This is a genomic window from Mycobacterium sp. KBS0706, assembly GCF_005938675.2.
Classification (GTDB): domain Bacteria; phylum Pseudomonadota; class Alphaproteobacteria; order DSM-16000; family Inquilinaceae; genus Inquilinus.
The window spans coordinates 97,590-120,369 of the sequence record NZ_VCCH02000008.1 but is presented as its reverse complement, the minus strand read 5'-3'; the positions used below and the strand labels follow the sequence as shown (position 1 = coordinate 120,369).

Below are 22,780 nucleotides of genomic sequence, written 5' to 3'. Positions count from 1 at the left end.
CATGGCCGCGGTGCTGCGCCGGCTGGCCCTGACGGCCTGGCTGCTGGTCCTGGCCGTTGTCCCGGCGGCGGCGCAGCAGCCGGTCGCCGTGCCGCAGCTGAGCGCGCACGTGACCGACCTGACCGACACCCTGTCCGCCGCCGAGCGGCAGGCGCTGGAAGGCAAGCTGGCGGCGGTCGAGCAGCGCAAGGGCGCGCAGATCGCCATCCTGATGGTGCCCACCACCGGCGCCGACACCGTCGAGCAATATGCCAGGCGGGTGTTCGACCAGTGGAAGCTGGGCCGCAAGGGCGTCGACGACGGGGTGCTGCTGCTGGTCGCCAAGAACGACCGCACAGTGCGGATCGAGCCCGGCTACGGGCTGGAGGGCGCGATCCCCGACATCACCGGCGGCCGCATCGTGCGCGAGCAGATCACCCCGGCCTTCCGCCAGGGCGACTTCGCCGGCGGCCTGGGCGCGGCGGTCGACAGCCTGATCCGGCTGATCGACGGCGAGGCGCTGCCGCCGCCCCCGCCGGAGAGCCGGGGCGAGGCACCGCAGGACGTCTTCCAGATCGTCATCCTGGCGATCCTGGTCGGCGCCGCCGTCCGCGCCGGGTTGCGCGCCATCGGGCTGCCGATGCCGCTGCCGGCCGGCGGCAGCGCGCTGGTCGCCGGCGGCCTCGGCTGGGGCCTGTCCGGGATGATCTTCTTCGGCGCGTTCTGCGCCATCGGCGCGGTGATTCTGGGCGGCATCGGCGGCAGCTTCGGCGGGCCGGGCGGCGGCTTCAGCACCCGTCGCGGCTCCGGGGGCTTCGGGGGCGGGTTCGGCGGCGGCTCCGGTGGAGGGGGCTTCGGCGGCGGGTCGAGAGGCGGGTCGGGCGGCGGCTCTGGCGGCGGAGGGTTCAGCGGCGGCGGCGGATCGAGCGGAGGCGGCGGTGCGTCCGGAAGCTGGTAAGATGCTCAGACGGTTTCGCCCCGTCGCAGAATGGCACGGCCACCGGCTGCTGCGCCGGCATTTCGGGCCGGCGGTGATGGCCCGTCTGCACGAGGCGATCCGCGGCGCCGAGCGCCGGCACCTGGGCGAGATCGTGATCGCGGTCGAGGCCGCGGCCCCACCGCATCTCCGCGACAGCCGCACACGTGCGCTGGAGGTGTTCGGCCGGCTGCGGGTCTGGGACACGGCGCAGGCGACCGGCGTGCTGCTGTACCTGCTGCTGGCCGATCACCGGATCGAGATCGTCGCCGACCGCGGCGTCACAGCCAAGGTCGACGATGCGGTGTGGCCGCGGATCTGCGCCGCGCTGCGCGACCGATTCCAGGCCGGGCGGTACGAGGAGGGCGTGCTGGAGGCGCTGGCCGCGATCGACGCCGAACTGCTGCGGGCCTGGCCGGCGGCGCCCGGCGAGGCCAATCCGGAGGAGCTGCCGGACGGGCCGGTTATCCTGTGAAGGGTGACAGGGTCGTGCAACGGCGCTTGTGAAAGCCGCACCGCCTATGATACGCCCGGCCTACTGATTCCGGGAGCAGCGACGCGTGACGGCGATCCAGTCGGACCGGCCGACGGTCCTTATCCTCAACGGCCCCAATCTCAACATGCTGGGCGTGCGCCAGCCCGAGATCTATGGCCGCGACACGCTCGCCGACATCGAGCAGGCCTGCGCCGACGAGGCCGAGCAGATCGAGCTCGAGATCGACTTCCGGCAATCGAACCACGAGGGCGAGCTGGTCACCTGGATCCAGGAGGCCCGCACCGCCCATGACGGCATCATCGTCAATGCCGGCGCCTACAGCCACACCTCGGTCGCCATCCTCGACGCGCTGAACGCGGCGGAACTTCCGGTGATCGAAGTCCATCTCTCCAATATCTTCCGCCGCGACGCGTTCCGGCACCATTCCTATGTCTCGCTGGCGGCGACCGGGGTGGTGTGCGGACTGGGCGTGCATGGCTATCTGCTGGCCCTGCAGGCGATGGCGCGGCTCCTTGAAACCGACCGGTGAAGACCAGATGAGCACCTTCAGCCTCGATCCCGAATTCGTCCGCAGCCTGGCCAAGCTCCTCGACGAGACCGGCCTGACCGAGATCGAGTTCTCCGAGGGCGACCGCCGCATCCGGCTGAACCGCCAGCCGGCGCCGGTGACGACCTATGCCGCGCCGATGGCCGGCCCGGTCGCCGCTACCGCCGCGGCCCCCGCCGCCGCCCCGGCGACGCCGGCCGGACCGCCGAAGAACGCCGTGACCTCGCCGATGGTCGGCACCGTCTACCTGTCGCCCGAGCCCGGCGCCGCCGCCTTCGTCAAGGTCGGCGACAAGGTTCCCGAGGGCGCGACGCTGCTGATCGTCGAGGCGATGAAGGTGATGAACCCGATCCGCAGCCCGCGCTCCGGCACCATCGGCGCGATCCTGGTCGAGGACGGCCAGCCGGTCGAGTTCGCCGAACCCCTCGTCGTGATCGACTGATGTTCGAGAAGGTCCTCATCGCCAATCGCGGCGAGATCGCGCTGCGCATCCATCGCGCCTGCCGCGAGATGGGCATCCGCACCGTGGTCGTGCACTCCACGGCCGACAGCGACGCCATGGCGGTGCGCCTGGCCGACGAGGCGGTCTGCATCGGCCCGCCGGCGGCGCGCGACAGCTACCTCAACATCCCGGCCCTGCTCTCCGCCGCCACCATCACCGGCTGCGACGCGATCCACCCGGGCATCGGCTTCCTGGCCGAGAACGCCCGCTTCGCCGAGATGGTGGAGGAGCACGGCTTCGCCTTTATCGGCCCGACCGCGCAGCACATCCGGGTGATGGGCGACAAGATCGCCGCCAAGGACGCGGTCAAGGCCGCCGGCCTGCCGGTCGTCCCCGGCTCCGACGGCGCCGTCGACACGGTCGAGGAGGCCCAGGCGCTGGCCCGCGGCATGGGCTATCCGGTGCTGGTCAAGGCCACGGCGGGCGGCGGCGGCAAGGGCATGAAGGTCGCGCTGACCGATGCCGAGCTGCCCGAGGCCTACAGCATGGCCCGCAACGAGGCCCGCGCCGCCTTCGGCAATGACAGCGTCTATGTCGAGAAGTATCTCGACCATCCGCGCCACATCGAGATCCAGCTGCTGGCCGACACCCATGGCAACGTGGTGCATTTCGGCGAGCGCGACTGCTCGATCCAGCGCCGGCACCAGAAGGTGATCGAGGAGGCCCCCTCGCCTGCCCTGAACGCCGAGGAGCGCGCCTTCATCGGCGGCCTGGCGGCGGAGACGGCGCGCAAGCTGGGCTATCGCGGCGTCGGCACGATGGAGTTCCTGTACCAGGACGGGGAGTTCTACTTCATCGAGATGAACACCCGGCTGCAGGTCGAGCACCCGATCACCGAGGAGATCTCGGGCATCGACCTGGTGCGCGAGCAGATCCGCGTCGCCACCGGCGCGCCGCTCGGCTACGGCCAGGCCGACATCGAGTTCCAGGGCCACGCCATCGAGTGCCGGATCAACGCCGAGGATCCGGAGACCTTCACCCCCTCCCCCGGCCGGATCGACGGCTACCACGCGCCGGGCGGGTTGGGCGTGCGGGTCGACAGCGCGATCTATGACGGCTATCGCATCCCGCCGCATTACGACAGCCTGATCGCCAAGCTGATCGTGCGCGGCAGCACCCGCAACGAATGCCTGATGCGGCTGCGGCGGGCGCTGGAGGAGTATGTCATCGACGGGGTGAAGACCACCCTGCCGCTGCACGCCCGGCTGATCGCCGAGCCGGACTTCATCAACGGCGACTACGACATCCGCTGGCTCGAGCGGCTGATGGCGAAGTAAGGCAGCGGCCTGAATTCAGCCCAATTCGGGGAGTACTGGTGCATGCACTCCCGGGCAGCCGCGCCCGGGGATGGCGATCGGGGGGAAGCGATCGCTGTCGCAGGCCGGACTCCCGGCCTGCGGGTCTGGTGCCGCCCCGTTATGCGAGGAGATACAGATGAGCGTGTTTCGTGCTTCGACGGCGGCGGCCCTGGTCGCGCTGATGTCCGCCCCGGCCTTTGCGGCCGACGTCCCGTCCGACCCGGTCGAGCGTTGCAAGGGCCTGCTGACCCTCGCCCCGGCCGATTCGCCGATGCACAATGCCGAGGTCGGCTCGGTCGAATCCTTCGGCGAGTCCGGCTGCAAGTTCACCGACCTGAAGATGGTCGAGCCGGCCGACAAGGTGGCCGCGGGCAAGACCCCGACCACGGTGACGATCGACGAGCTCAGCTTCGACAAGCTCGATTTCGCCAAGGCCTATGAGGGCAAGCCGTCGGACACGCTGACGGGGCAGGCCACGGGCATCTCGATCGACAACCCCGAGGTCAAGGCCGTCCTCGGCGAGGAGCCGTTCGACGTCGCGATCGACTACGCGCTCGACGCCGCCACCAAGCAGTTCACGCTGACCGAGTTCCAGCTCAGCGGCGAGTCGCTCGGCGAGATCTCGCTGGATGGCGCGCTGGACGGCATCGACGCGGCCAACCCGGCGGCCGCGGCCGACCCGATGCAGCTGATGGGCACGGCCTCGCTGCGCAAGATCAAGCTGCATTTCGAGAACAAGGGCATCATCGACAAGGTGATCGCCTTCGCGACCGCCCAGGGCGAGGACCCGAAGACCGCGATCGAGCAGGGCAAGAGCCAGGCCGTGCTCGGCATGGCGGCGCTGTCGGCGATCGGCGTGCCTGAGGCCGCGGTGAAGAGCCTGATGGCCTTCGCCCAGGACTTCCCGGCGCCGAAGGGCCCGCTGACCATCTCGGTCGACCCGGTCACGCCGGTGCCGCTGGCGCAGCTGGCCACGATCAAGCCGGGCGAGGCCGCGTCGATGGACCTGGTCAAGAGCCTGAACGTCGCCGTCAGCTACTGACCGGCGCTCAAAGCGTGATGTGAAGCAATGGCCGGGGCGGCAACTCCCCGGCCATTGTCGTTGGGAGGCATCGTGACCCCGTTTCGACACCTTGTCCTGGCCGGGATCGCTGTCTGCATCGCCCTGCCCGCCTGGGCCGCCCCGGTCCCGGCGGACCCGGTGCAGCGCTGCCGCGACCTGATCCCGATGATCCGGGCGACCGAGGAGGCCCCGGCGGTCGGCAAGGTGACGCCGGTCGGCGAAACCGGCTGCCGCTATGCCGACCTGAAGATCACGATCAGCCAGTACCAGGGCTGGGTGGTGGGGTCGCTGACCGTCGACCGGATCGACTTCAAGCGCTTCTACACCGACCGCATGCCGATCACCCTGTCGCTACGCGCCGAGGGCATCCGCTTCTTCGCGCCGGCCATGCCGGCGGCGAGCGCCTATCAGATGAATCTGGTCCAGAAGCCGGTCGAGGTCTCGTTCGACTACGACTACGACGCGGCCACCAATGTCCTGACCATCCGGGACGCCACCTTCCGCGGCGAGAGGATCGGCCACATCACCGTCACGGCGGCGCTGCGCGGGCTCAACCTCGACAAGGTGGCCGCAAACCAGGTGCCGGAGCCGGAGACCTTGGCTGGGCTGTCGCTGCAGTCCCTGACCGTGGATTTCGACAACCAGGGCATGCTCGAGGGCTATGCCCTGCTGCCGGCGCTGACCGCCCTGCCGAATGGCGAGACCGATCCCGAGGGCGCGGTCGCCGCGGCCAAGATGCAGGCGATGGCCGGGCTGGTGGTCCTGGCCGCGGCCGGTGTGCCGCCAGGGTCGGTGGACGCCATCGGCCGCTTCATCCAGGCCATGCCGCAGCCGCGCGGGCCGTTCCGGCTGTCGGTGGCGCCACAGCCGCCGGTCGCCCTCGCCGAGCTGGCGGGACTCGAATCCGGCGATCCGGCCAGGCTGGCGGCGTTGGTGAAGCGGCTGAACCTGACCGCCAGCTACTGAGCCGCGCCGTCACGGCCGGACCAGGCCGAACACGCCGCGCACCGCGTCCAGGACCTGCGCCGCCTGCTGCCGCGCCGCCTCGGTGCCGCGGCGCAGCACGGCGCGGACCTCGCCAGGATCGCGCGCGAGCTGCGCCCGGCGCTCGCGGATCGGGCCCAGCAGCGCCTCCAGCACCTCCTCCAGCCGGCGCTTCACGACGATGTCCGGCAGCCCGCCGGCACGGTACTGGCGCTTGAGATCGGCCACAGCCGCCGGATCGGGATCGAAGGCGTCGAGATAGGCGAAGACGACATTGCCCTCGACCTTGCCCGGGTCCTCGACCCGGAGATGGCCGGGATCGGTGTACATGCGGCGGATCTTGGTGCGGACGGTGTCGGCGTCGTCGCGCAGATCGATGGCGTTTCCGGCGGACTTGCTGGCCTTGCCCTGGCCGTCCAGCCCCGGCAGCCGCGGCGTGGTCGACAGCAGGATGCGCGGCTCCGGCAGCACCGCGGCGCCGGCCAGCCGGTTGACGGCACGCACGATCTCCACCGTCTGCTCCAGCATCGGCGCCTGGTCGGCCCCGACCGGCACCAGCGTCGCCGCCACCGCGGTAATGTCTGCCGCCTGGCTGACCGGATAGCACAGGAAGCCGGCCGGCAGGTCGCGGGCGAAGCCGCGCTGGCGGATCTCGTCGCGCACCGTCGGGTTGCGCTCCAGCCGCGCCACGGTGACCAGGTTGAGGTACAGCATCGCCAGCTCGGCCATCTCCGGCACCGCCGATTGCAGCACGACGGCGCTGCGCGCCGGGTCGAGGCCGATGGCGAGGTAGTCGAGCGCGACTTCCATCACGTTGCGGCTGACCCGGCCGGGATCGGCGGCGTTGTCGGTCAGGGCCTGCAGGTCGGCGATCAGCACGAATTGCCGGCACAGGCGCTGCAGCCGCAGCCGGTTGGCCAGCGAGCCGGCGTAATGGCCGAGATGCAGCGGCCCGGTCGGCCGGTCGCCGGTCAGCACCACATCGGCCGCGGTGATCTCGGGCACCGGCGGATGCGCCAAAGCGAGGTCGGACATGGGACGAATCCTTTCGAGCAGGGAGGAAAGGCCGCTCGGATGGATCGCCGTCTCAGAACATGAAAAAGGCCGCTTCCATCGGAGCGGCCGGGGTGCAGGACAAAGCACGCAGAGCCGCCATCAGGCGCTGCGCCACCAATTCCGGAACAGGGTCGCGGGCTTCGTCATGGCCGGCACCATACAGCAGACGGGGCGCGCGGAAAAGATGGCGACGGGTGGACGCGGGCCCCGCCCTCCGCTATCGACGGGACATGAGCGCCGCGCCGCCCCATATCCCTGGGACCACGTTCCGGTCCCGGCCATGACTCGAGTCACGCCCCAGCTGTTGCTGCGCGCCTATGCCGCCGGGCTGTTCCCGATGGCGGAATCGGCCGACAGCCCGGAGCTGCACTGGTTCGACCCGCCCCGTCGCGGCATCCTGCCGCTCGACGGCGTGCATGTGCCGCGCCGGCTGGCCCGCACGGTCAAGGCCGGCCGCTTCAAGGTCACCGCCGACGAAGCGTTCCACGCGGTGATCGCCGGCTGCGCCGCGCCGGCGCTCGACCGGCCGAACACCTGGATCAACGACGAGATCGTCGCCCTCTACACCACGCTGCACCGGGCCGGCTTCGCCCACAGCGTCGAATGCTGGGACGGCGACACGCTGGTCGGCGGGCTGTACGGCGTCGCGCTAGGCGGCGCCTATTTCGGCGAGAGCATGTTCAGCCGCGCCACCGACGCCAGCAAGGTGGCGCTGGTCCATCTCGTCGCCCGGCTGCGCGCCGCCGGCTTCGCTCTGCTCGACACCCAGTTCGTCACCGACCACCTGGCCCGCTTCGGCACGGTCGAGATCGAGCGCGCCGAATATCGCCGCCGCCTTGATGACGCGCTGGCGCTGCGGCCGGACTGGGCCGGCGCCGACCCGGAGCCCGAGTTGGACCTGTTGTTGCATCGCCAGCCGGAGGAGCCATGACCGCCCTGCCCCTGCGCCGCCGGCCGGTGCCGGACGGCCCGATCGACGACGCGCTGATCCGCTTCGTCGAGGCGCATCCGGTGCCGACCACGCCGTTCGAGCCACGCTGGGGCCTGTCGCGCCTGGTACTGGGGCCTGGCAGCATCATCGACGCGGTCGATGCCGAGGGCCACCGGGTCGCCGTCGCCGCGGTGGTCGACGCCACCACCAACGACCGCAACGCCGCGATCCTGGTGCCGCTCTGCCTCCTGCCCGGCTGCGACGGGGATGCGCTGGCCGGCTTCCTGCTGGACGAGGCCGAGGCGGTCACCGCTGCCGGCCCCCGGAACCGGCTGGAGGTCGGCACCGAGGATGTCTTCGCCGGCCGCGCGGACGAGCTGCAGGCCCGCGGCTATCGCGAGGCCTACCGCATGCATGTGATGCGCCGGCCGCTGGACACCGCCCCGCCGCCAGTGCCGCCCTTGCCCGAGGGCCTGACTTGGTCGCCGCCGACCGAGGCGACGATGCGCAGCCAGCACGAGGCCGTCTGCCGCGCCATGACGCCCGTCCCCGGCGCCAGCATCCCGGATTTCGACAGCTTCGCCGCCCGCGCCCGGGCGATGCCGGAGAACCACGGCCTGATCCTGCGCGGCGACGCCGTCGCCGGCTTCCTGCGCGTGCATCCGCCGAGATCCGCCGGCGGCGAGGGCGACGTCGCCCTGATCGGGCGCCACCCGGACCATCGCGGCGGCGGGCTGGGCGACATCCTGGTGGCCGAGAGCCTGCGCCGCCTGCGCGCGGCCGGAGCCGGCACCGCGGTGCTGGAGGTCGCGGCGGTGAACGACGCCGCCCAGGCTCTCTACCGCCGCCACGGCTTCGCCGTCACCGAGACCGTCCCGGTCTATGCGAAGGATTTTGCATCCGCCGGATAGCGCTTTCCCGGCCGGCGGGCCGTGGCGACAATGCACCCGATGCTGCCGGAGTCGCCGCGATGACCTTTGCCCTCTGGATGGTCCTGGCGGCCATCCTGTTGCCCTATCTGACCGTGATGCCGGCCAAGGTGACGTCGCGGGTCGACAACCACGCCCCGCGCCGGGACATGGAGCGGCTGACCGGCTGGCAGCAGCGGCTGGACTGGGCGCACCGCAACCATTTCGAGACGTTCCCGGCCTTCGCCGCGGCGGTGATCATCGCCCAGATGCGCGGCGCACCACAGGACTGGGCCGACATCCTGGCCGGGCTGTTCGTACTGATCCGCCTGGCCTACACCGGCGCCTATGCTGCGGACCGGCCGAGCCTGCGCTCGAACCTCTGGTCGGTCGGCTTCCTCTGCATCCTCGGCCTGTTCGCGCTGGCTGCTATTGGCGGCCCGGCGGCAGCGCCGGCGGGATGATCTTCATCTCCGGCAGCGGCAACGGTGAGGCGTCCGGTACGTTCTCGTCGACCTCCTGCTGGGCCGCGGCGGCGGCCGGCGAGGTGTCGGTGCAGCTGACCACCCAGACATCGTAGACCGGGTGGTCGAGCGCCGAGACGCCGGGCGAGGACGAGAACATCCAGCCGGAAAAGACCGTGGCGGCCGGTTTGCTCGGCGGGGTGTCGGTGATCTCGAGGAACGCCGCGCTCTCCGGCGGATCCTCGGGCGGTGCCTTGCGGCAGGCGCGGACGGTGATGCCGAGCGTACCGAACTGCACCGTCTCGCCGACCTTGGCTTCGAGCGGCTGGGTCCGTGCGGTGATCTTGTCGAGGCCGCGCAGCTCGGCGATCGGCTGGTCGATCGTGGCCGCGGCCTGCGCCGCGCCCGGAAGAGACGCGGCGGCCAGCGCCGCGAGCGCGGGAAGCACGAGAAGGCTACGCATGGTCCGGATCAATTCCCCAACATGCCGCCGGTGGGCTTGCCCTGCTGCGGCGCCTGCTCCTGGCCCGGTGCGCCGGAGGCACCACCGGCGGTACCACCGGTGCTGGCGCGGTCGCCGAGCTGGCCGATGCTGAAGATTACCTGGCCGAGCAGCTGCTCCAGGCTCGGATTCGACTGGGTGTAGGCGATGGTATCGCCATCCTTCAGCCAGCCGTTCGGATCGTCCGGCCGGCCGCCAGGGCTGAGCGAGAGGCTGCGGCCGCCGAGCAGCCCGTCGCTGCTGATCGCCGCCGCGGTGTCCTGCGACAGCTTGACCGACGGGTCGATCGACAGCGAGACATCGGCCAGATAGCTCTCGGGGTTCAGCGAGACGCTGGTGACGGTGCCGACCTTGACGCCGCCGATCCGCACATCGGTGCCGGCATTCACGCCGTCGGCCTGGTTGAACTGGGCCTTGAGCGTGTAGCCCGAGGCGGAGCTGAGATTGGCGCTGGTATAGGCGAATCCCAGGAAGACCAGGGCGACGGCCAGTACGACCGCACCCATGACCGTCTCGATGACGTTCCTGTGCATCGCTGCTCCTCAGGCCAGCCCGATCACGTCGGCGTCCAGGGCTCGTAGTCGCCGGTCGCCTTGGCGCGGTGGCTGCCGCGCAGCGGATGGCCGGGCGGCAGATAGGCGTGGCCGGTCCCGGTCGGGTTGGCCTCGGGCGGCTGCTGCCACGGCCGGCGGAACGGGCTGATGTCGCCCGGCGGCTCCTTGAAGGTGTGATGCAGCCAGCCATGCCACTCCGGCGGCACGCGCGTCGCCTCGGACGTGCCGCCGTCGAACACCACCCAGCGCCTCTCGCGGCCGCCCGGGGCGACCTTGCGGCTGCGGTAGTAGCGGTTGCCGAGGGCGTCCTTGCCGACGAGTTCGCCACGCCGCCAGGTGACGAAACGAAGATAGGTGCGGAGCCCGAATTCGGTCAGATCGAAGGCCATGGATCCCAAGGACATGCCGAGTGACGGCCCCCGGCCGCCGAACGGCGCGGACTATGGCATCGCCGGCCACGTCCGTCCAGTGCATGCGCCGCCGTGCCCCGGGGCAATTTCAAGGCAGGCGATTTTGAGGCAAGCGGGCGGGCTCCGGCGCGGCGGACGGCGGTGCCGCGGCCCGCCGGCCATCCCTCGCCGCCAGGCCGATGCCGGCCGCAACCGCGGCGAGGCCCGCCAGCAGCGGCCAGCCCAGCGGCTCGCCCGGTGCCGGCGTGCCGAACAGTGCCGCCACGGGCCGGGTTGACCGTGACCGAGATCGCCACCCGCGTCGGGGTGGTGCGGCCGGGGGGCGAAGACCCAGAGGTAGAAGGTCAGGGCGCCGCCCACCACGCCGAGATACAGCATGGCGGCCCAGCCCACCGGATCCAGCGCCGGCAGCGCCGCCGGCCGGGTCAAAAGGGTGTGATAGTAATCACACTTAGTATTGATCGACGCTCAACCCGGAAGCAGCGCCCGCCCAATCAGGTTGCACCGCAGCGAAGGCGTTTATGGCGGAATTGCGACGAATTCCGGCGTTCGAGGCAGAAGCTGGGCAGAAGCGACGCCCAAATGTCAGGCAATGCAGGCCATGCATTGCTGCGGTGCGAGAAGCAGGGGTGGATGCATGGCTAAGGTAAGCGCATATATCGGCTCGTGCGATGCAACGCACACCGCGCCGCGAACCTCGCTGGACGCGGCACGTGAAGAAGGAAATGCTGAAGTGAACCTGATCAACAAGCTTGTCGCCGCCTGGGACCGTCGTCGTGCCTATGCTGCCCTGATGCAGCTCGATGACCGCCTGCTGGCCGATATCGGCATGAACCGCGGCACCATCTCCGAGCGCCTGGCGCGCGCCGCCCGCGACATCAACGTCGCCCCGGCCCCCGTCGCCGTGCTGCGCCCGACCGTGGCCGCCGCGAACGAAGATTCGGTCATCCGTCGCGCCGCGTGATCGGCTCGACCGGAGGCACCCGGTCCGTCTCCTCCCCCGGATCCGGGTCGCGAAAAACCCTGCCGAGCGCAAGCCGGCAGGGTTTTTCTTTGCCTGGACGCCGGACTTAGCGGCCGGTCCGCCCCGCGGCGCCGAAGTCGGACATCGCAGGCCGCGGCCGCACCAAAGCGGGAACCTTGCGCGGCGGATGCGGCACCTCGGCGCCCGGCATCGCCGCGTCGAACGCCTGTCGTGACCGCTCGATCGCCCCGTTGTGCTCGGTCGCCCAGGCGAACAGCGCCTTCAGCGGCTCGATCAAAGTCTGGCCGCGATCGGTCAGCGCATACTCCACCCGCGGCGGGATCGTCGGGAACACGGTGCGGGTCACCAGCCCGTCGCGCTCCAGCCCGCGCAGGGTCAAGGTCAGCATCCGCTGCGAGATACCGCCGATGGTCCGGCGCAGCTCATTGAAGCGCATCGGCCCGTCCGACAGCAACCCGACCACCATCACCGTCCATTTGTCGCCGACACGGGCCAGCACGTCGCTGATCGCCCGGCACTGGTCGCGGGCGGGGTCATGGGTGTTGCTCGGTTCCAAAAATGTGCCTCCTTGCGCGGCTCTCGGGCAGTCATCAGTTTAGCCTCAGTCACTAAATGTGACTACCCCAAGGTCCGATCAACCCCGGGGTTTCCATTGGCCGGCCGGCCCATCCCCCTGTCCCTCGACCATGAGGACCCGTTCCCGATGAGCCGAATCCTGTTCGTCACCTCCAGCCCGCGCGGCGCCGCCTCGCTGTCGACCAAGGTCGCCACCGCCCTGGTCGACCGGCTGCAGGCGCAGTCGCCGGGCGTCGTCGTCCGCCGTGATCTGGCCGCGACCCCGCTGCCCCATATCGGCGAGGATTTCCTGGCCGCCCAGGCGCTGCCCGCCGAGGCCCGCAGCCCGGCGCAGCAGGCGGCGTTGGCTTTGTCCGACACGCTGGTGCAGGAGCTGTTCGCCGCCGACACCATCGTCATCGCTTCGGCGATGATCAATTTCGGCCTCGCCTCGACGCTGAAGAGCTGGTTCGACTACCTGCTGCGCGCCGGCGTCACCTTCCGCTACGACGAGACCGGCGCGCACGGCCTGGTCACCGGCAAGAAAGTATACCTGGTCGAGGCCCGCGGCGGCGTCTATTCTGACGGACCGGCCAAGCCCTTCGACTTCCAGGAGCCCTATCTGCGCCATCTGCTCGGCTTCATCGGCGTGACCGATGTCGAGTCGATCGCGGTCGAGGGCGTCGCCTATGGCCCGGACGTGGCGGAGAAGGCCGTCGCCGGCGCGCTGGACAAGGTCTCGACGATCACGGCCCGGGCGGCGTGAACCGGGCTCCGGGATCGGTCGGAAGCGGCCGGTCCCGGACATCGAGACCCGGCCTCCGGGTGACGGTCCGATCGGTGGCGAGCGCGAAGGTCGCGGGCCTGACCCGCGGCGACAAACCGTCTGGCGGAAGCGGCCCAAGCTGCTAGCCTGCAGCCGCACACCCGATACACCGTCACCAACGGAGAGATGCATGGAATACCGTCAGCTCGGCGGATCCGGCCTCAAGGTTCCCGTGCTCAGCTTCGGCACCGCCACCTTCGGCGGCGGCAACGAGTTCTTCCAGCGCTGGGGCAGCACCGATGTCGCCGAGGCCACCCGCATGGTCGATCTGTGCCTGGAGGCCGGCGTCAATTTCTTCGACACCGCCGACGTCTACAGCCAGGGCGCGTCGGAGGAGATCCTCGGCCAGGCCCTGAAGGGCCGCCGCGACCAGGTGCTGATCTCGACCAAGGCCACCTTCGGCATGGGATCGGGCCCGAATGATGTCGGATCGTCGCGCCATCACCTGATCCGGGCCTGCGAGGCCAGCCTGAAGCGGCTGGGCACCGACTATATCGACCTCTACTTCATGCACGGCTTCGACGCGATCGCGCCGATCGACGAGACGCTGCGCGCACTCGACGACCTGACCCGCGCCGGCAAGATCGGCTATATCGGCGCCTCCAACTTCTCCGGCTGGCACCTGATGAAGGCGCTGGCGACGTCGGAGCGGTACGGTCTCGCGCGCTACGTCGCCTATCAGGGCTATTACTCGCTGATCGGCCGTGATTATGAGTGGGAGCTGATGCCCCTCGGCCTCGACCAGAAGGTCGGGCTGATGGTGTGGAGCCCGCTGGGCTGGGGCCGCCTGACCGGCAAAATCCGGCGCGGCCAGCCGGCCGGGGCGGGCCGCATCGCCTCCGGCGGCAGCGCCGGCGGACCGCCGGTCGACGACGAATACCTATACGACGTGGTCGACGCGCTCGACCGGGTGGCGCAGGAGACCGGGAAGTCCGTTCCGCAGGTGGCTCTGAACTGGCTGCTGCAGCGGCCGACCTTGGCCAATATCGTGGTCGGCGCCCGCAACGAAGAGCAGCTGAAGCAGAATCTCGGCGCCGTCGGCTGGAATTTGACTCCAGAGCAGGTGGCGCTGCTGGATGATGCCAGCCACCGCCCCCCGGCCTATCCCTACTGGCACCAGACCGGCTTCGACGAGCGCAACCCGAAGCCGACCGCCTGGACCAAGCGGGAGGGGTAAGGCCTGGCCGCAAAGCTTATGGTGTACCCTCTCCCGCCAAACGGGAGAGGGTATATATAGACGTCGTCAAGACACCGCAGTCGGCTTCGGCCGTCGGGCGCCGGTGCCGAATTCGCCCGGATGCAGCTCATGCGCACCGGCCTGCGCGCCGCCGGCGCCGATGCCAAGCGCCGGAAACAGCAGCTCGGCGACGTTGTAGGCCTCCTCCAGATGCGGGTAGCCGGAGGCGATGATGGTCTCGATGCCGAGATCCTGATATTCGCGCAGCCGGGCCGCCACCGTCGCCGGGTCGCCGACCAAAGCGGTGCCGGCGCCGCGCCGCACCAAGCCGATGCCGGCCCAGAGATTCGGGCCGACCAGCAGCCGGTCGCGCCGGCCGCCATGCAGCGCCGACATCCGCTTCTGCCCGACCGAATCCGAACCCTCGGCCAGCTTCTTCTGGGCCTCGGCGATGGCGTCGTCGGAGACGTCGCGGATCAGCCGCTCGGCCACGCGCCAAGCCTCCTCCTCGGTCTCGCGCACGATCAGATGGATGCGCATGCCGAAGCGCAGAGTGCGGCCACGCGCCGCCGCGCGCGCCTTGGCGGCCTCGATCTTCCCGGCCACCTGCTCCAAGGGCTCGCCCCAGGTCAGGTAGGTCTCGACCTGATCAGCGGCGAGGTCGAGCGCGGCGTCGGACGAACCGCCGAACCACAGCGGCGGATGCGGCTGCTGCACCGGCGGGAAGGACAGCTTGCCGCCCTGCACCTTCAGGAAGTCGCCGTCGAAATCCACCGTCTCGCCGGCCAGCAGGCCGCGCCAGATGGTCAGGAACTCCGCCGCCTGGGCATAGCGCGTGTCATGGTCGAGGAAGACGCCGTCGCCGGCCAGCTCGGCCGGGTCGCCGCCGACCACGACGTTGAGCAGCAGCCGCCCCTGGCTGATCCGGTCCAGCGCCGCGGCCTGGCGGGCGAAGAAGGCCGGCGTGGCCACGCCGGGGCGCAGCGCCACCAGGAAGCGCAGCCGCTCGGTCGCGGTGGCCAGAGCCGTGGCAGTGATCCAGGCATCCTCGCAGCCGCGGCCGGTGGGCAGCAGCACACCCGTGTAGCCGAGCCGGTCGACCGCGGTGGCGATCTCGCGCAGATAACGGAACTCGGCCGGGCGGTGCCGGTCCTGGGTGCCGAGATAGGGTCCGTCGCCGCTGGTCGGGATAAACCAGAACAGGTCGAGCGGCTTGCGGGTGTCGGACATGAGGGAAATTCCTGCTGTGGTCAGGCGCCGGTCCAGACGATGTCGCGGATGGCGATCGGAGCCGGGATCAGCCCGAGCGCGGCGAAGCGGTCGGCGATCTTCTGCTGCTGGGCGGCGATGTCCTCGGTCAGAGGGCCGATCCGGAAGGTGGCTCGGTCGACCGAGCGCTGCTCCGCCGCCAGGCTGATTCCGGTCTCGTCGGCGAAGAGCTGCGCCACCTCGGCCTTGTTGGCCTCGGCCCAGGCGCCGACATCACCCAGCGCCGCGACCAGGCTGCGCAGCGCGGCGGGGTGCTCCGAGGCGAATGCCTTGGAGGCGAGGAAGAAGGAGTTCTGCGGCTCGACATCGGCAGAGGTGGCCAGCACCTGCGCCCCCTCCTCCAGCTCGGCGATGGCAAAATACGGGTCCCAGATCGCCCAGGCGTCCAGGCTGCCGCCGGCGAAAGCGGCACGGGCATCGGCCGGGGCGAGGTAGACCGGGGTGATGTCCTGCCAGCCGAGCCCCGCCTTCTGCAGCGCCGCGACCAGGAAGTTGTGGGCGCTGGAGCCCTTGCCGACGCCGATCCGCAGACCCTTCACATCGGCCACCGACTTCACGGCCACCCCCTTCGGCACCACCAGGGCCTGACCCTTGCCGGCCGCGGGCTGGGCCGCGGCATAGACCAGTTCGGCCTGCGCCGCCTGGGCGAAGATCGGCGGCGTGTCGCCGGTGGCGCCGAAATCGATGCTGCCGGTGTTCAGCGCCTCCAGCAGCGGCGGGCCGAAGGCGAATTCGACCCATTCGACCGCGATGCCCTGCGGGGCGAAGTGCTGCTCCAGCGACTTGCGAGTCTTGGCGACCAGCAGGATGCCGTTCTTCTGGTAGCCGATGCGGATGGCCTTCGGCGCCTCCTCCGCCCGGACTGTCAGCGGCGCGGCGGCCGCCAGAGCGAGGGTGGTCGACAGCAGGGTGCGGCGGGAGAGCATGGTCCGATCCTCCTGAACAGGACGAACAATCTCTCAGCCGTTTGTGGAGTACGTCAATCCGATTCTGATTTACTTGTGTTGATTAATCTATAAATTACATTTCTATAATGTAATTAATTTATGCCGCCTCGGGCCGCTCCTCGGCGCAGCTCGCGGCCAGCTGCTCGGCCACGATCCGGACGGCCGGGGATGCGCCGGGCTGCAGCATGACGGCGAGCTCGCTGGGCGGGACCGGCGGGAACCCCTCCTCCGGCCGCAGGATGCGGAGGTCGTCGCGCACCGAGCGCGCGACCAGGATGCCGATGCCGAAGCCGCAGGCGATTGCGGCCTGCACCGCCGGCAGGTTCGAGCCGGTGAAGGCGATGCGCCAGCGCCGCCCGGCGCTTTCCAGCGCGTGGATCGCCCGGGCTCGGTAGATGCAGCCCTGGCCATAGGCGACCAGCGGCACCGGGTCGCCCTCCGGCACGCCATGGCGGCGGCTGCCGACCCAGACCAGCCGCTCCGGCCAGGCGGCGACGGCGGTACCGATGCCGGAATCGCGCTTGATCACGGCGATGTCCAGCTCGCCCTGGCCGAAGGCGCGGCGCAGCTCCGACCCCGCGTCGCAGCGAACGTCGAGGCGCAGCGCCGGGCGCAGCCGGGCCAGGCCGGACAGCGCTTCGGTCAGCCGCTCGGCGGCGAAATCCTCGCCCAGCCCGACCCGCACCACCGCCAACCCGTCCGGCCGGCGCAGCGCATCCTCGGCCTCGTCGCTCAGCGCCAGCAAGCGGCGGGCATAGAAGAGCAGCCGCTCGCCCTCCTCGGTCGGCGCCACACCCTTCCCCTGGCGGTGCAGCAGCGGCCGGCCGACCGACTGCTCCAGCTTGCGGATCTGCTGGCTGACGGTCGATTGCGTCCGGTGCACCCGCTCGCCGGCACGGGTAAAGCCGCCGGCATCGACCACGGAGACGAAGCTGCGCAGCAGGTCGAGATCGAGCATGGGACACCTATCGGATTTTCCACTGCGCTTCATTTAATCATTGAATTTCCAAATGATCACGCCGGCAATTATCGTGCAGCCGATCCGAAGGAGATCGACCATGCACGCCGTCTCGATCCCGGCCCCCGGGCGCAGCGCCCTGGTTCGCTGGGGAGCCCCCGCCCTGTTCGTGGTGCTGTGGGCCTCGGCCTTCACCGCTGCCAAGGTGGCGGTGACCTATGCCCCGCCCTTCCTGCTGCTGTCGACGCGCTTCCTGCTGGCCGGACTGGTGCTGGCCGGCCTGGCCCGGCTGTCGGGCCGGCGCTGGACGCTCGGCCCCGGCGCGGTGGCGCGCTTCGCCCTGCTCGGCATCGTTACCATGGCGGTCTATCTCACCCTGTCCTATTTCGGGATGCAGAGCGTCACCTCCGGCTTCGCAGCGCTGATCATCAGCATGAACCCGGTGCTGACCGCGGTGCTGGCGGCGCCGTTGCTGGGCGAGCGGCTGACCCGGACGAAGCTGGCCGGGCTGGCGCTGGGCGTCGTCGGCGTCGGCATCGTGCTGCAAAGCCGGCTCGGCGGCGGCATCGAGGGGCTGGTCGGCATCGCCTTCACCTTCGGCGCGCTGGTGGCGCTGTCCGCCGGCACCATCCTGTACAAGCGGATCGCACCGCCATCGAACGGACCGTCCGGAGACCTCTGGTACGGCACCGCGGTCCAGACCCTGGCGGCCGGAATCGTACTGCTGCCGCTGGGCCTGGTGCTGGAGCCGGTCTCGGCGATCCGCTGGACGCCGGAACTGCTGGCCGGCTTCCTCTGGCTCGCTCTCGCCGTGTCGCTGTGCAGCTACCTGCTGTGGTTCGACATGCTGGACCGGCTCGGCGCCTCCACCGCCAGCGCGCTGCACTTCCTGGTGCCGCCGATCGGCCTGCTGCTCGGCTGGGCGGTGCTGGGCGAGCACGTGCCGCCGCTCGACCTGCTCGGCGTGGTGCCGATCGCGCTCGGCATCCGCCTGGTCACCCGCGCCGCCCCGCGCTCGACCTAGCGAGACGTGCGCAGGATCTCGCCCAGCGCCCGCGTCGCCTCGAGCAGCCGGCCTTCGTCCGACCCGCCGAAGCCGAGCAGCAGGCCGTAGCGGCGCGCCATGCCCGCGTAGCAGGCGGACAGAGCGGTCGCCGTCAGGCCGCGCTCGCCCATGCGCCGGACGAGTTCGACATCGTCGAGCCCGTCAGGCAGCAGCACTGCGACATGCAGCCCGGCATCGGCGTTGTGGACGGTCAGGCGGTCGCCGCAATGCCGCTCCAGGCCGTCGAGCAGCGCCGCGCGCCGCGCTTGGTACACGCCGCGCATGCGGCGCAGATGCCGCGCGAAATGCCCCTCGATCAGAAACTCGGCGAGGGCCGATTGGTAGAGCGTGGGCGGGAACAGGTCGAAGGCCAGGCGCGCCCGCACGAGATCCGGCAGCAGCGACGGCGGCACCACCAGGTAACCGATCCGCAGCGCGGGAAACAGCACCTTGCTGAAGGTGCCGACATAGATCACCCGCCCATGCGCATCCATGCCCTGCAGCGCGCCGAGCGGACGGCTGACATAGCGATACTCGCTGTCATAATCGTCCTCCAGCACCCAGGTGCCTTCGCGCCGGGCCCAGTCCAGCAGCGCCAGCCGCCGCGCCGCGGTCATCGACATGCCAAGCGGATACTGGTGCGAGGGCGTGACATACGCGGCGCGCACGGGACCGGCGCGCCGCAGCGCCTCGACGTCGATGCCCGCTTCGTCCACCGGGACCGGCAGCAGCCGCGCCCCGCCGGCCGTCAGCGCGGCGCGTGCGCCCGGATAGCCCGGCTCTTCCATCGCCACGCCGTCGCCGGGCGCGAGCAGCACCGCGGCGGCGATGCGCAGCGCCGCCTGGGAGCCGGACACGACCAGCACCTGCTCGGGGCCGCAGCGGACCCCGCGCGCGGCGCGCAGATGCTCGGCGATCGCCGCGCGCAACGTCGGCAACCCGGCGGGATCGCCATAGGCCATGTGCGCCAGCGGCAGCCGCTGTGCATGCCGCGCCACCAGCCGGGCCCAGGCCGCGTGCGGAAACCGGTCCAGCGCCGGCAGGCTGGTGCGGAACGGGGCGAGCCCGCCATAGTCGCGTTCCGGCGGGACACGGGGCGCGGACAGCGCCGCGTCCGGCGCCGGCCTCGATGCCAGCAGCTCATCGGGCAGCGCCTGACTGACATAGGTGCCAGACCCGGCCCGCCCCTCGAGATAGCATTCGTGCAGCAACTGCTCATAGGCGGCGAGCACCGGCAGGCGCGAGACCCCCAGCTCGGCGGCCAGGGCGCGGGTGGACGGGATGCGCCGACCCGGCCGCAACGCGCCCGCGAGGATCGCCCCGCGGATGCCGTCATAGATCTGCCGGTGCAGCGGCAGGCCACCGGACCGGTCGAGGGGCAGGTGCAGAGTGGTCATGGTATTTGCAGGCAAAGTGGTGATTTCCAGATTACCACTCTCTGCCTAGCGTGGCTCATCCTTCAGATCCGGGAGAGCTTCATGCCGGCGATACTCCACCCATGGTTCGCGGGACTTCCCCTGCTGCTGCTGGCCGGCACGCTTCTGCTGCCGCCGGCGGCGGCGCAGACTGCGGCAGCGTCCGACGGCCAGCACGATTTCGACTTCGAGATCGGCACCTGGAAGACGCAGATGAAAGTGCTCGCGGAGCCCCTCAGCGGGTCTCCGGACCAGTGGCTAGAATTCGACGGCACCTCGACGGTCCGCAAGGTCTGGGATGGCCGCGCGAACCTGCTGGAGCTTGAGGCCGACGGCGCCGGCGGCCACCGCATCGAGGGGCTGAGCCTGCGCCTGTACAACCCGAAGTCCCGGCAGTGGAGCCTTCACTTCTCCAATGCTCGGGTCGGCAAGCTGACGCCGCCGGTGTATGGCGGGTTCACGGATGGCCGTGGCATGTTCCAGGGCGAGGATTTCCTCGACGACGGCCGCGCCGTGCTGGTCCGCTTCGAGATCCTGCCCATGGCGCCCGATGTCTACCGTTTCGTGCAATCCTTCTCCGCCGACGGCGGCAAGACCTGGGAGGAGAACTGGATCGCCACCGACACGCGGACGTCCGACTGAGAACGTGACCGGCTACAGCACGAAGTCCGACGCCTGCAGGCCGACCACCCCGTCCAGGCGGATGTGGAAGTCGGAGACGCCGTCGCCGTTGATGTCGCCGGCGATGGTGGCGACGTCGCCGGCGACGGCGTAGCGCAGCTCGCCGGCATGGTGGGTGTAGAGGCCGGTGCCGATGAAGCGGAACGCCTGGTTTCCGGCGGCCGCGGTGCTGGCGTCGATCGCCGAGAGGTCGATCCGGTCGCCCTGGGCGTGGCTGAAATCGGTGATCAGGTCCGCCCCGGCGCCGGTCGGGCTGTCGGCCGTGCCGCCATAGACGAAGCGGTCGGCCCCGGCGCCGCCGGTGAGGATGTCACGGCCGCCGGCCCCCGCGAGCACGTCGTTGCCGTTCCAGCCCTGCAGCACATTGGCACCCGCGGTCCCGGCCAGGCTGTCATGGCCCTGGCTGCCGGAGAGGTTCTCGATCCCGGTCAGGGTGTCGCCCTGGGCACCGCCGCCGCTGGCGGTGCCGGTGGCGAGGTTCACCGCGACCCCGTTGGTGCCGGTGTAGTAGCTGGCGGTGTCGATGCCGTTGCCGCCGTCGAGCACATCGGCCCCGGCTCCGCCGCGGAGCACGTCGTTGCCGTCGAAGCCGCGCAGCACATTGGCGCCGCCGGTCCCGGTCAGGACGTCGCCGCCCTGGCTGCCATTGGCGTTCTCGATGCCGACCAGGACGTCGCCCTCGGCGTTGCCGCCGGTGCCCTTGCCGGTGCCGAGATCGACCGTCACGCCGATCGCGCTCTCGGTGTAGGTGACGGAATCGATGCCGACGCCGCCTTCGAACCGGTCGGCCCCGCCGCCTCCGCGCAGGACGTCATTGCCGTCGCCACCCAGCAGCACGTCGTCGCCGTCGAGGCCGCCGAGCGTATCGTTGCCGCCCCAGCCCTGCAGCTGGTTGGCGTAAGAGGAGCCGGTGATCATGTCATAGGCGCTGGTGCCGGAGACGTTCTCGACATCGGTGCCGATAACATCGCCCTCGGCGTCGCCGCCATGGCTGGTGCCGCCGATGATGACAGTCACTGCGGTGTCGCCCCGGTAGACGACCGTGTCGATGCCGTTGCCGCCGTTGATCCGGTCGCCGTCGCCGTCACCATAGAGTGTGTCGTTGCCGTCGCCGCCATCCAGCACATCGGCGCCGCCATATCCTTCCAGCGTGTCGTCGCCACCCATTCCGGACAGTACGTCGTCGCCGGCATTGCCGCGCATGATGTTGTCGACCCAGTTGCCGGTCAGGACATCGTTGTAGGCCGTGCCGACGAGCCCCCTGAAGGCACCGATGAGCACGTCGCCTTCAGCATCGCCACCATAGCCCACGCCGGTCGTCAGGTTCACATCGATCGCGGCGCTGAGTTGGGGATAGGTGTAGTCGAGCCAGTCGTTGCCGTCGCCGGCCTCGAGTTGATCCCGACCAGCCCCGCCGATCAGGACATCGTCGCCGCTGCCGCCGACCAGGACGTCGTCGCCGTACCGGCCTTCGAGGACATCGCTGCCTTCGGCGCCATGGAGCCGGTTGTTGCCGTAGTCCCCCATCAGCCGGTCGTTGTAGGGGCTGCCGTTGATGTTCTCGACGCCCTGGATGGTGTCGCCCTCGGCATAGCCGCCGCGGGCGTACTGGTACTCCAGGTTGACGTCGACCGCGGCGTCGCTGGCGTAGAACTCCACGGTATCGATGCCGTCGCCGCCGAGCAGGACATCTGCCCCGGCCCCGCCGCGCAGGATGTCGTCGCCATAGCTGCCCTCGATACGATCGTTGCCGTTGTCTCCGGAGAGGATGTCGTTGCCGATCATGCCCCAGAGCGTGTCGTCGCCGTCCGCCCCGCCCAGGAAGTCGTTGCCGTCATAGCCGCTGAGGACGTTGTTCACCGCCGACCCGACGATGTAGTCGTCGGAGTTGGTGCCCCAGACATTCTCGACGTCGGCGCAGACCGTGTCGCCGTTGGCTTCGCCGCCCCAGGAGGTGCCGCCGATGACGACGGTGACCCCGACGGTGCCGTTGTAGTCGACAGTGTCGATGCCGGAATCGCCCTGCAGCCAATCGCCGCCGGCACCGCCCTGGAGGATGTCGTCGCCGTCGGCGCCATACAGCTGGTCGTCGCCGTCGCCGCCATGGAGCGTGTCGTTGCCGGCGACCCCGGCGAGGCTGTCATTGCCGCCGCGGCCGTCCAGGAAGTCGTCCCCGGCATCGCCGGACATGGCTTCGTTGGCATCGCTGCCGGTCCACTGGACCATAAGATTCTCCTGACGAGGGATTGGAT

25 protein-coding genes are annotated in these 22,780 nt (G+C 70.3%); 15 read left to right on the top strand and 10 right to left on the bottom strand.

All coding sequences use genetic code 11. The features are described 5' to 3' along the window. The first annotated feature begins 1 nt into the window (after position 1). The 7 genes from FFK22_RS06490 to FFK22_RS06460 all read left to right on the top strand — a co-directional run bounded on the left by FFK22_RS06490 (position 2) and on the right by FFK22_RS06460 (position 5,827). Positions 2–937, top strand: coding sequence for a YgcG family protein (locus FFK22_RS06490; protein WP_138886956.1), 936 nt, complete (start codon positions 2–4; stop codon positions 935–937). A gap of 1 nt (position 938) precedes the next feature. Further along, positions 939–1,430 carry a TPM domain-containing protein gene (locus FFK22_RS06485; RefSeq protein ID WP_138886955.1) on the top strand — a complete coding sequence of 164 codons (492 nt, stop codon included), beginning with the start codon at positions 939–941 and terminating at the stop codon, positions 1,428–1,430. 85 nt (positions 1,431–1,515) lie between these two features. After that, complete coding sequence (gene aroQ / locus FFK22_RS06480; RefSeq protein WP_306770078.1) at positions 1,516–1,980, top strand: type II 3-dehydroquinate dehydratase; 465 nt, start codon at positions 1,516–1,518, stop codon at positions 1,978–1,980. Positions 1,981–1,987: 7 nt separating this feature from the next. After that, positions 1,988–2,440, top strand: a complete 453-nt coding sequence (gene accB / locus FFK22_RS06475) for an acetyl-CoA carboxylase biotin carboxyl carrier protein (RefSeq protein WP_138886954.1) — start codon at positions 1,988–1,990, stop codon at positions 2,438–2,440. Beyond that, on the top strand, positions 2,440–3,777 hold the full coding sequence (accC, locus tag FFK22_RS06470; protein WP_138886953.1) for an acetyl-CoA carboxylase biotin carboxylase subunit: 1,338 nt from the start codon (positions 2,440–2,442) through the stop codon (positions 3,775–3,777). Before accB ends, accC begins: the two co-directional genes overlap by 1 nt. A gap of 157 nt (positions 3,778–3,934) precedes the next feature. Further along, entirely contained in the window at positions 3,935–4,840 is a 906-nt protein-coding gene (locus tag FFK22_RS06465; RefSeq protein WP_138886952.1) for a hypothetical protein, read from the top strand. 72 nt (positions 4,841–4,912) lie between these two features. Next, complete coding sequence (locus FFK22_RS06460) at positions 4,913–5,827, top strand: hypothetical protein (RefSeq protein WP_138886951.1); 915 nt, start codon at positions 4,913–4,915, stop codon at positions 5,825–5,827. 9 nt (positions 5,828–5,836) lie between these two features. Here FFK22_RS06460 and trpS read toward each other — a convergent pair whose 3' ends face one another. Further along, a complete protein-coding gene (gene trpS, locus FFK22_RS06455; RefSeq protein WP_138886950.1) occupies positions 5,837–6,880 on the bottom strand; it encodes a tryptophan--tRNA ligase in 1,044 nt (347 codons plus the stop codon). Between the two features lie 301 nt (positions 6,881–7,181). Between trpS and aat the strand changes: the two genes are divergently transcribed. From aat to FFK22_RS06440, 3 genes are read left to right on the top strand one after another with little or no spacing between them, the layout of a single operon-like run. Then, positions 7,182–7,832, top strand: a complete 651-nt coding sequence (gene aat, locus FFK22_RS06450; protein WP_138886949.1) for a leucyl/phenylalanyl-tRNA--protein transferase — start codon at positions 7,182–7,184, stop codon at positions 7,830–7,832. Next, positions 7,829–8,743: an N-acetyltransferase gene (locus tag FFK22_RS06445; RefSeq protein WP_138886948.1), complete on the top strand. Its 915-nt coding sequence runs from the start codon at positions 7,829–7,831 to the stop codon at positions 8,741–8,743. Before aat ends, FFK22_RS06445 begins: the two co-directional genes overlap by 4 nt. Positions 8,744–8,802: 59 nt before the next feature. Next, the gene (locus FFK22_RS06440; protein ID WP_138886947.1) at positions 8,803–9,204 is read left to right on the top strand and encodes an MAPEG family protein; all 402 of its coding nucleotides are present in this window, start codon (positions 8,803–8,805) and stop codon (positions 9,202–9,204) included. Here the strand turns inward: FFK22_RS06440 and FFK22_RS06435 are convergent. The 3 genes from FFK22_RS06435 to FFK22_RS06425 are packed head-to-tail and all read right to left on the bottom strand — an operon-like array spanning position 9,170 to position 10,649. Next, positions 9,170–9,667 (bottom strand): DUF2155 domain-containing protein, encoded by a 498-nt coding sequence (locus FFK22_RS06435; RefSeq protein ID WP_138886946.1) that lies wholly within the window; start codon positions 9,665–9,667, stop codon positions 9,170–9,172. The two genes, FFK22_RS06440 and FFK22_RS06435, sit on opposite strands and share 35 nt — an antisense overlap. A gap of 8 nt (positions 9,668–9,675) precedes the next feature. Continuing rightward, the gene (locus FFK22_RS06430; protein ID WP_138886945.1) at positions 9,676–10,239 is read right to left on the bottom strand and encodes an outer membrane lipid asymmetry maintenance protein MlaD; all 564 of its coding nucleotides are present in this window, start codon (positions 10,237–10,239) and stop codon (positions 9,676–9,678) included. A gap of 23 nt (positions 10,240–10,262) precedes the next feature. Then, positions 10,263–10,649, bottom strand: coding sequence for an NADH:ubiquinone oxidoreductase subunit NDUFA12 (locus FFK22_RS06425; RefSeq protein WP_138886944.1), 387 nt, complete (start codon positions 10,647–10,649; stop codon positions 10,263–10,265). Between the two features lie 658 nt (positions 10,650–11,307). Between FFK22_RS06425 and FFK22_RS06420 the strand changes: the two genes are divergently transcribed. Further along, positions 11,308–11,634, top strand: coding sequence for a DUF1127 domain-containing protein (locus FFK22_RS06420; RefSeq protein WP_186002337.1), 327 nt, complete (start codon positions 11,308–11,310; stop codon positions 11,632–11,634). Positions 11,635–11,740: 106 nt separating this feature from the next. On the opposite strand, the gene FFK22_RS06415 is transcribed toward FFK22_RS06420, so the two are convergent. Continuing rightward, entirely contained in the window at positions 11,741–12,211 is a 471-nt protein-coding gene (locus FFK22_RS06415) for a helix-turn-helix domain-containing protein (protein WP_138886942.1), read from the bottom strand. Positions 12,212–12,358: 147 nt separating this feature from the next. Here FFK22_RS06415 and FFK22_RS06410 point away from each other — a divergent pair, with 147 nt between their 5' ends. Beyond that, positions 12,359–12,976, top strand: coding sequence for an FMN-dependent NADH-azoreductase (locus FFK22_RS06410; protein WP_138886941.1), 618 nt, complete (start codon positions 12,359–12,361; stop codon positions 12,974–12,976). Positions 12,977–13,166: 190 nt separating this feature from the next. Beyond that, entirely contained in the window at positions 13,167–14,213 is a 1,047-nt protein-coding gene (locus FFK22_RS06405) for an aldo/keto reductase (RefSeq protein WP_138886940.1), read from the top strand. A gap of 66 nt (positions 14,214–14,279) precedes the next feature. Here the strand turns inward: FFK22_RS06405 and ssuD are convergent, their stop codons facing one another. The 3 genes from ssuD to FFK22_RS06390 all read right to left on the bottom strand — a co-directional run bounded on the left by ssuD (position 14,280) and on the right by FFK22_RS06390 (position 17,387). Further along, on the bottom strand, positions 14,280–15,443 hold the full coding sequence (gene ssuD / locus FFK22_RS06400) for an FMNH2-dependent alkanesulfonate monooxygenase (protein WP_138886939.1): 1,164 nt from the start codon (positions 15,441–15,443) through the stop codon (positions 14,280–14,282). Between the two features lie 20 nt (positions 15,444–15,463). Next, on the bottom strand, positions 15,464–16,408 hold the full coding sequence (locus FFK22_RS06395; RefSeq protein ID WP_138886938.1) for an aliphatic sulfonate ABC transporter substrate-binding protein: 945 nt from the start codon (positions 16,406–16,408) through the stop codon (positions 15,464–15,466). A 118-nt stretch (positions 16,409–16,526) separates the two neighbouring features. Beyond that, complete coding sequence (locus FFK22_RS06390; protein ID WP_138886937.1) at positions 16,527–17,387, bottom strand: LysR substrate-binding domain-containing protein; 861 nt, start codon at positions 17,385–17,387, stop codon at positions 16,527–16,529. Between the two features lie 100 nt (positions 17,388–17,487). On the opposite strand from FFK22_RS06390, the gene FFK22_RS06385 reads away from it, so the two are divergent. Continuing rightward, positions 17,488–18,411 carry a DMT family transporter gene (locus FFK22_RS06385; protein ID WP_138886936.1) on the top strand — a complete coding sequence of 308 codons (924 nt, stop codon included), beginning with the start codon at positions 17,488–17,490 and terminating at the stop codon, positions 18,409–18,411. Here FFK22_RS06385 and FFK22_RS06380 read toward each other — a convergent pair. Further along, positions 18,408–19,829 carry a PLP-dependent aminotransferase family protein gene (locus FFK22_RS06380; RefSeq protein WP_138886935.1) on the bottom strand — a complete coding sequence of 474 codons (1,422 nt, stop codon included), beginning with the start codon at positions 19,827–19,829 and terminating at the stop codon, positions 18,408–18,410. The two genes, FFK22_RS06385 and FFK22_RS06380, sit on opposite strands and share 4 nt — an antisense overlap. Before the next feature lie 81 nt (positions 19,830–19,910). Here FFK22_RS06380 and FFK22_RS06375 point away from each other — a divergent pair, with 81 nt between their 5' ends. Further along, complete coding sequence (locus tag FFK22_RS06375) at positions 19,911–20,489, top strand: hypothetical protein (protein ID WP_138886934.1); 579 nt, start codon at positions 19,911–19,913, stop codon at positions 20,487–20,489. Positions 20,490–20,501: 12 nt separating this feature from the next. Here the strand turns inward: FFK22_RS06375 and FFK22_RS06370 are convergent, their stop codons facing one another. Next, positions 20,502–22,754, bottom strand: a complete 2,253-nt coding sequence (locus tag FFK22_RS06370) for a calcium-binding protein (protein ID WP_306770077.1) — start codon at positions 22,752–22,754, stop codon at positions 20,502–20,504. Between the last annotated feature and the right edge of the window lie 26 nt (positions 22,755–22,780).

Bases quoted from the DNA above. Each gene is read 5' to 3' on its own strand.
- FFK22_RS06490 (WP_138886956.1), top strand. From the start codon at position 2: ATGGCCGCGGTGCTGCGCCGGCTGGCCCTGACGGCCTGGCTGCTGGTC.
- FFK22_RS06485 (WP_138886955.1), top strand. From the start codon at position 939: ATGCTCAGACGGTTTCGCCCCGTCGCAGAATGGCACGGCCACCGGCTG.
- accB (WP_138886954.1), top strand. From the start codon at position 1,988: ATGAGCACCTTCAGCCTCGATCCCGAATTCGTCCGCAGCCTGGCCAAG.
- accC (WP_138886953.1), top strand. From the start codon at position 2,440: ATGTTCGAGAAGGTCCTCATCGCCAATCGCGGCGAGATCGCGCTGCGC.
- FFK22_RS06465 (WP_138886952.1), top strand. From the start codon at position 3,935: ATGAGCGTGTTTCGTGCTTCGACGGCGGCGGCCCTGGTCGCGCTGATG.
- trpS (WP_138886950.1), bottom strand. From the start codon at position 6,880: ATGTCCGACCTCGCTTTGGCGCATCCGCCGGTGCCCGAGATCACCGCG.
- aat (WP_138886949.1), top strand. From the start codon at position 7,182: ATGACTCGAGTCACGCCCCAGCTGTTGCTGCGCGCCTATGCCGCCGGG.
- FFK22_RS06445 (WP_138886948.1), top strand. From the start codon at position 7,829: ATGACCGCCCTGCCCCTGCGCCGCCGGCCGGTGCCGGACGGCCCGATC.
- FFK22_RS06440 (WP_138886947.1), top strand. From the start codon at position 8,803: ATGACCTTTGCCCTCTGGATGGTCCTGGCGGCCATCCTGTTGCCCTAT.
- FFK22_RS06435 (WP_138886946.1), bottom strand. From the start codon at position 9,667: ATGCGTAGCCTTCTCGTGCTTCCCGCGCTCGCGGCGCTGGCCGCCGCG.
- FFK22_RS06430 (WP_138886945.1), bottom strand. From the start codon at position 10,239: ATGCACAGGAACGTCATCGAGACGGTCATGGGTGCGGTCGTACTGGCC.
- FFK22_RS06425 (WP_138886944.1), bottom strand. From the start codon at position 10,649: ATGGCCTTCGATCTGACCGAATTCGGGCTCCGCACCTATCTTCGTTTC.
- FFK22_RS06420 (WP_186002337.1), top strand. From the start codon at position 11,308: ATGGCTAAGGTAAGCGCATATATCGGCTCGTGCGATGCAACGCACACC.
- FFK22_RS06410 (WP_138886941.1), top strand. From the start codon at position 12,359: ATGAGCCGAATCCTGTTCGTCACCTCCAGCCCGCGCGGCGCCGCCTCG.
- FFK22_RS06405 (WP_138886940.1), top strand. From the start codon at position 13,167: ATGGAATACCGTCAGCTCGGCGGATCCGGCCTCAAGGTTCCCGTGCTC.
- ssuD (WP_138886939.1), bottom strand. From the start codon at position 15,443: ATGTCCGACACCCGCAAGCCGCTCGACCTGTTCTGGTTTATCCCGACC.
- FFK22_RS06395 (WP_138886938.1), bottom strand. From the start codon at position 16,408: ATGCTCTCCCGCCGCACCCTGCTGTCGACCACCCTCGCTCTGGCGGCC.
- FFK22_RS06390 (WP_138886937.1), bottom strand. From the start codon at position 17,387: ATGCTCGATCTCGACCTGCTGCGCAGCTTCGTCTCCGTGGTCGATGCC.
- FFK22_RS06385 (WP_138886936.1), top strand. From the start codon at position 17,488: ATGCACGCCGTCTCGATCCCGGCCCCCGGGCGCAGCGCCCTGGTTCGC.
- FFK22_RS06380 (WP_138886935.1), bottom strand. From the start codon at position 19,829: ATGACCACTCTGCACCTGCCCCTCGACCGGTCCGGTGGCCTGCCGCTG.
- FFK22_RS06375 (WP_138886934.1), top strand. From the start codon at position 19,911: ATGCCGGCGATACTCCACCCATGGTTCGCGGGACTTCCCCTGCTGCTG.
- FFK22_RS06370 (WP_306770077.1), bottom strand. From the start codon at position 22,754: ATGGTCCAGTGGACCGGCAGCGATGCCAACGAAGCCATGTCCGGCGAT.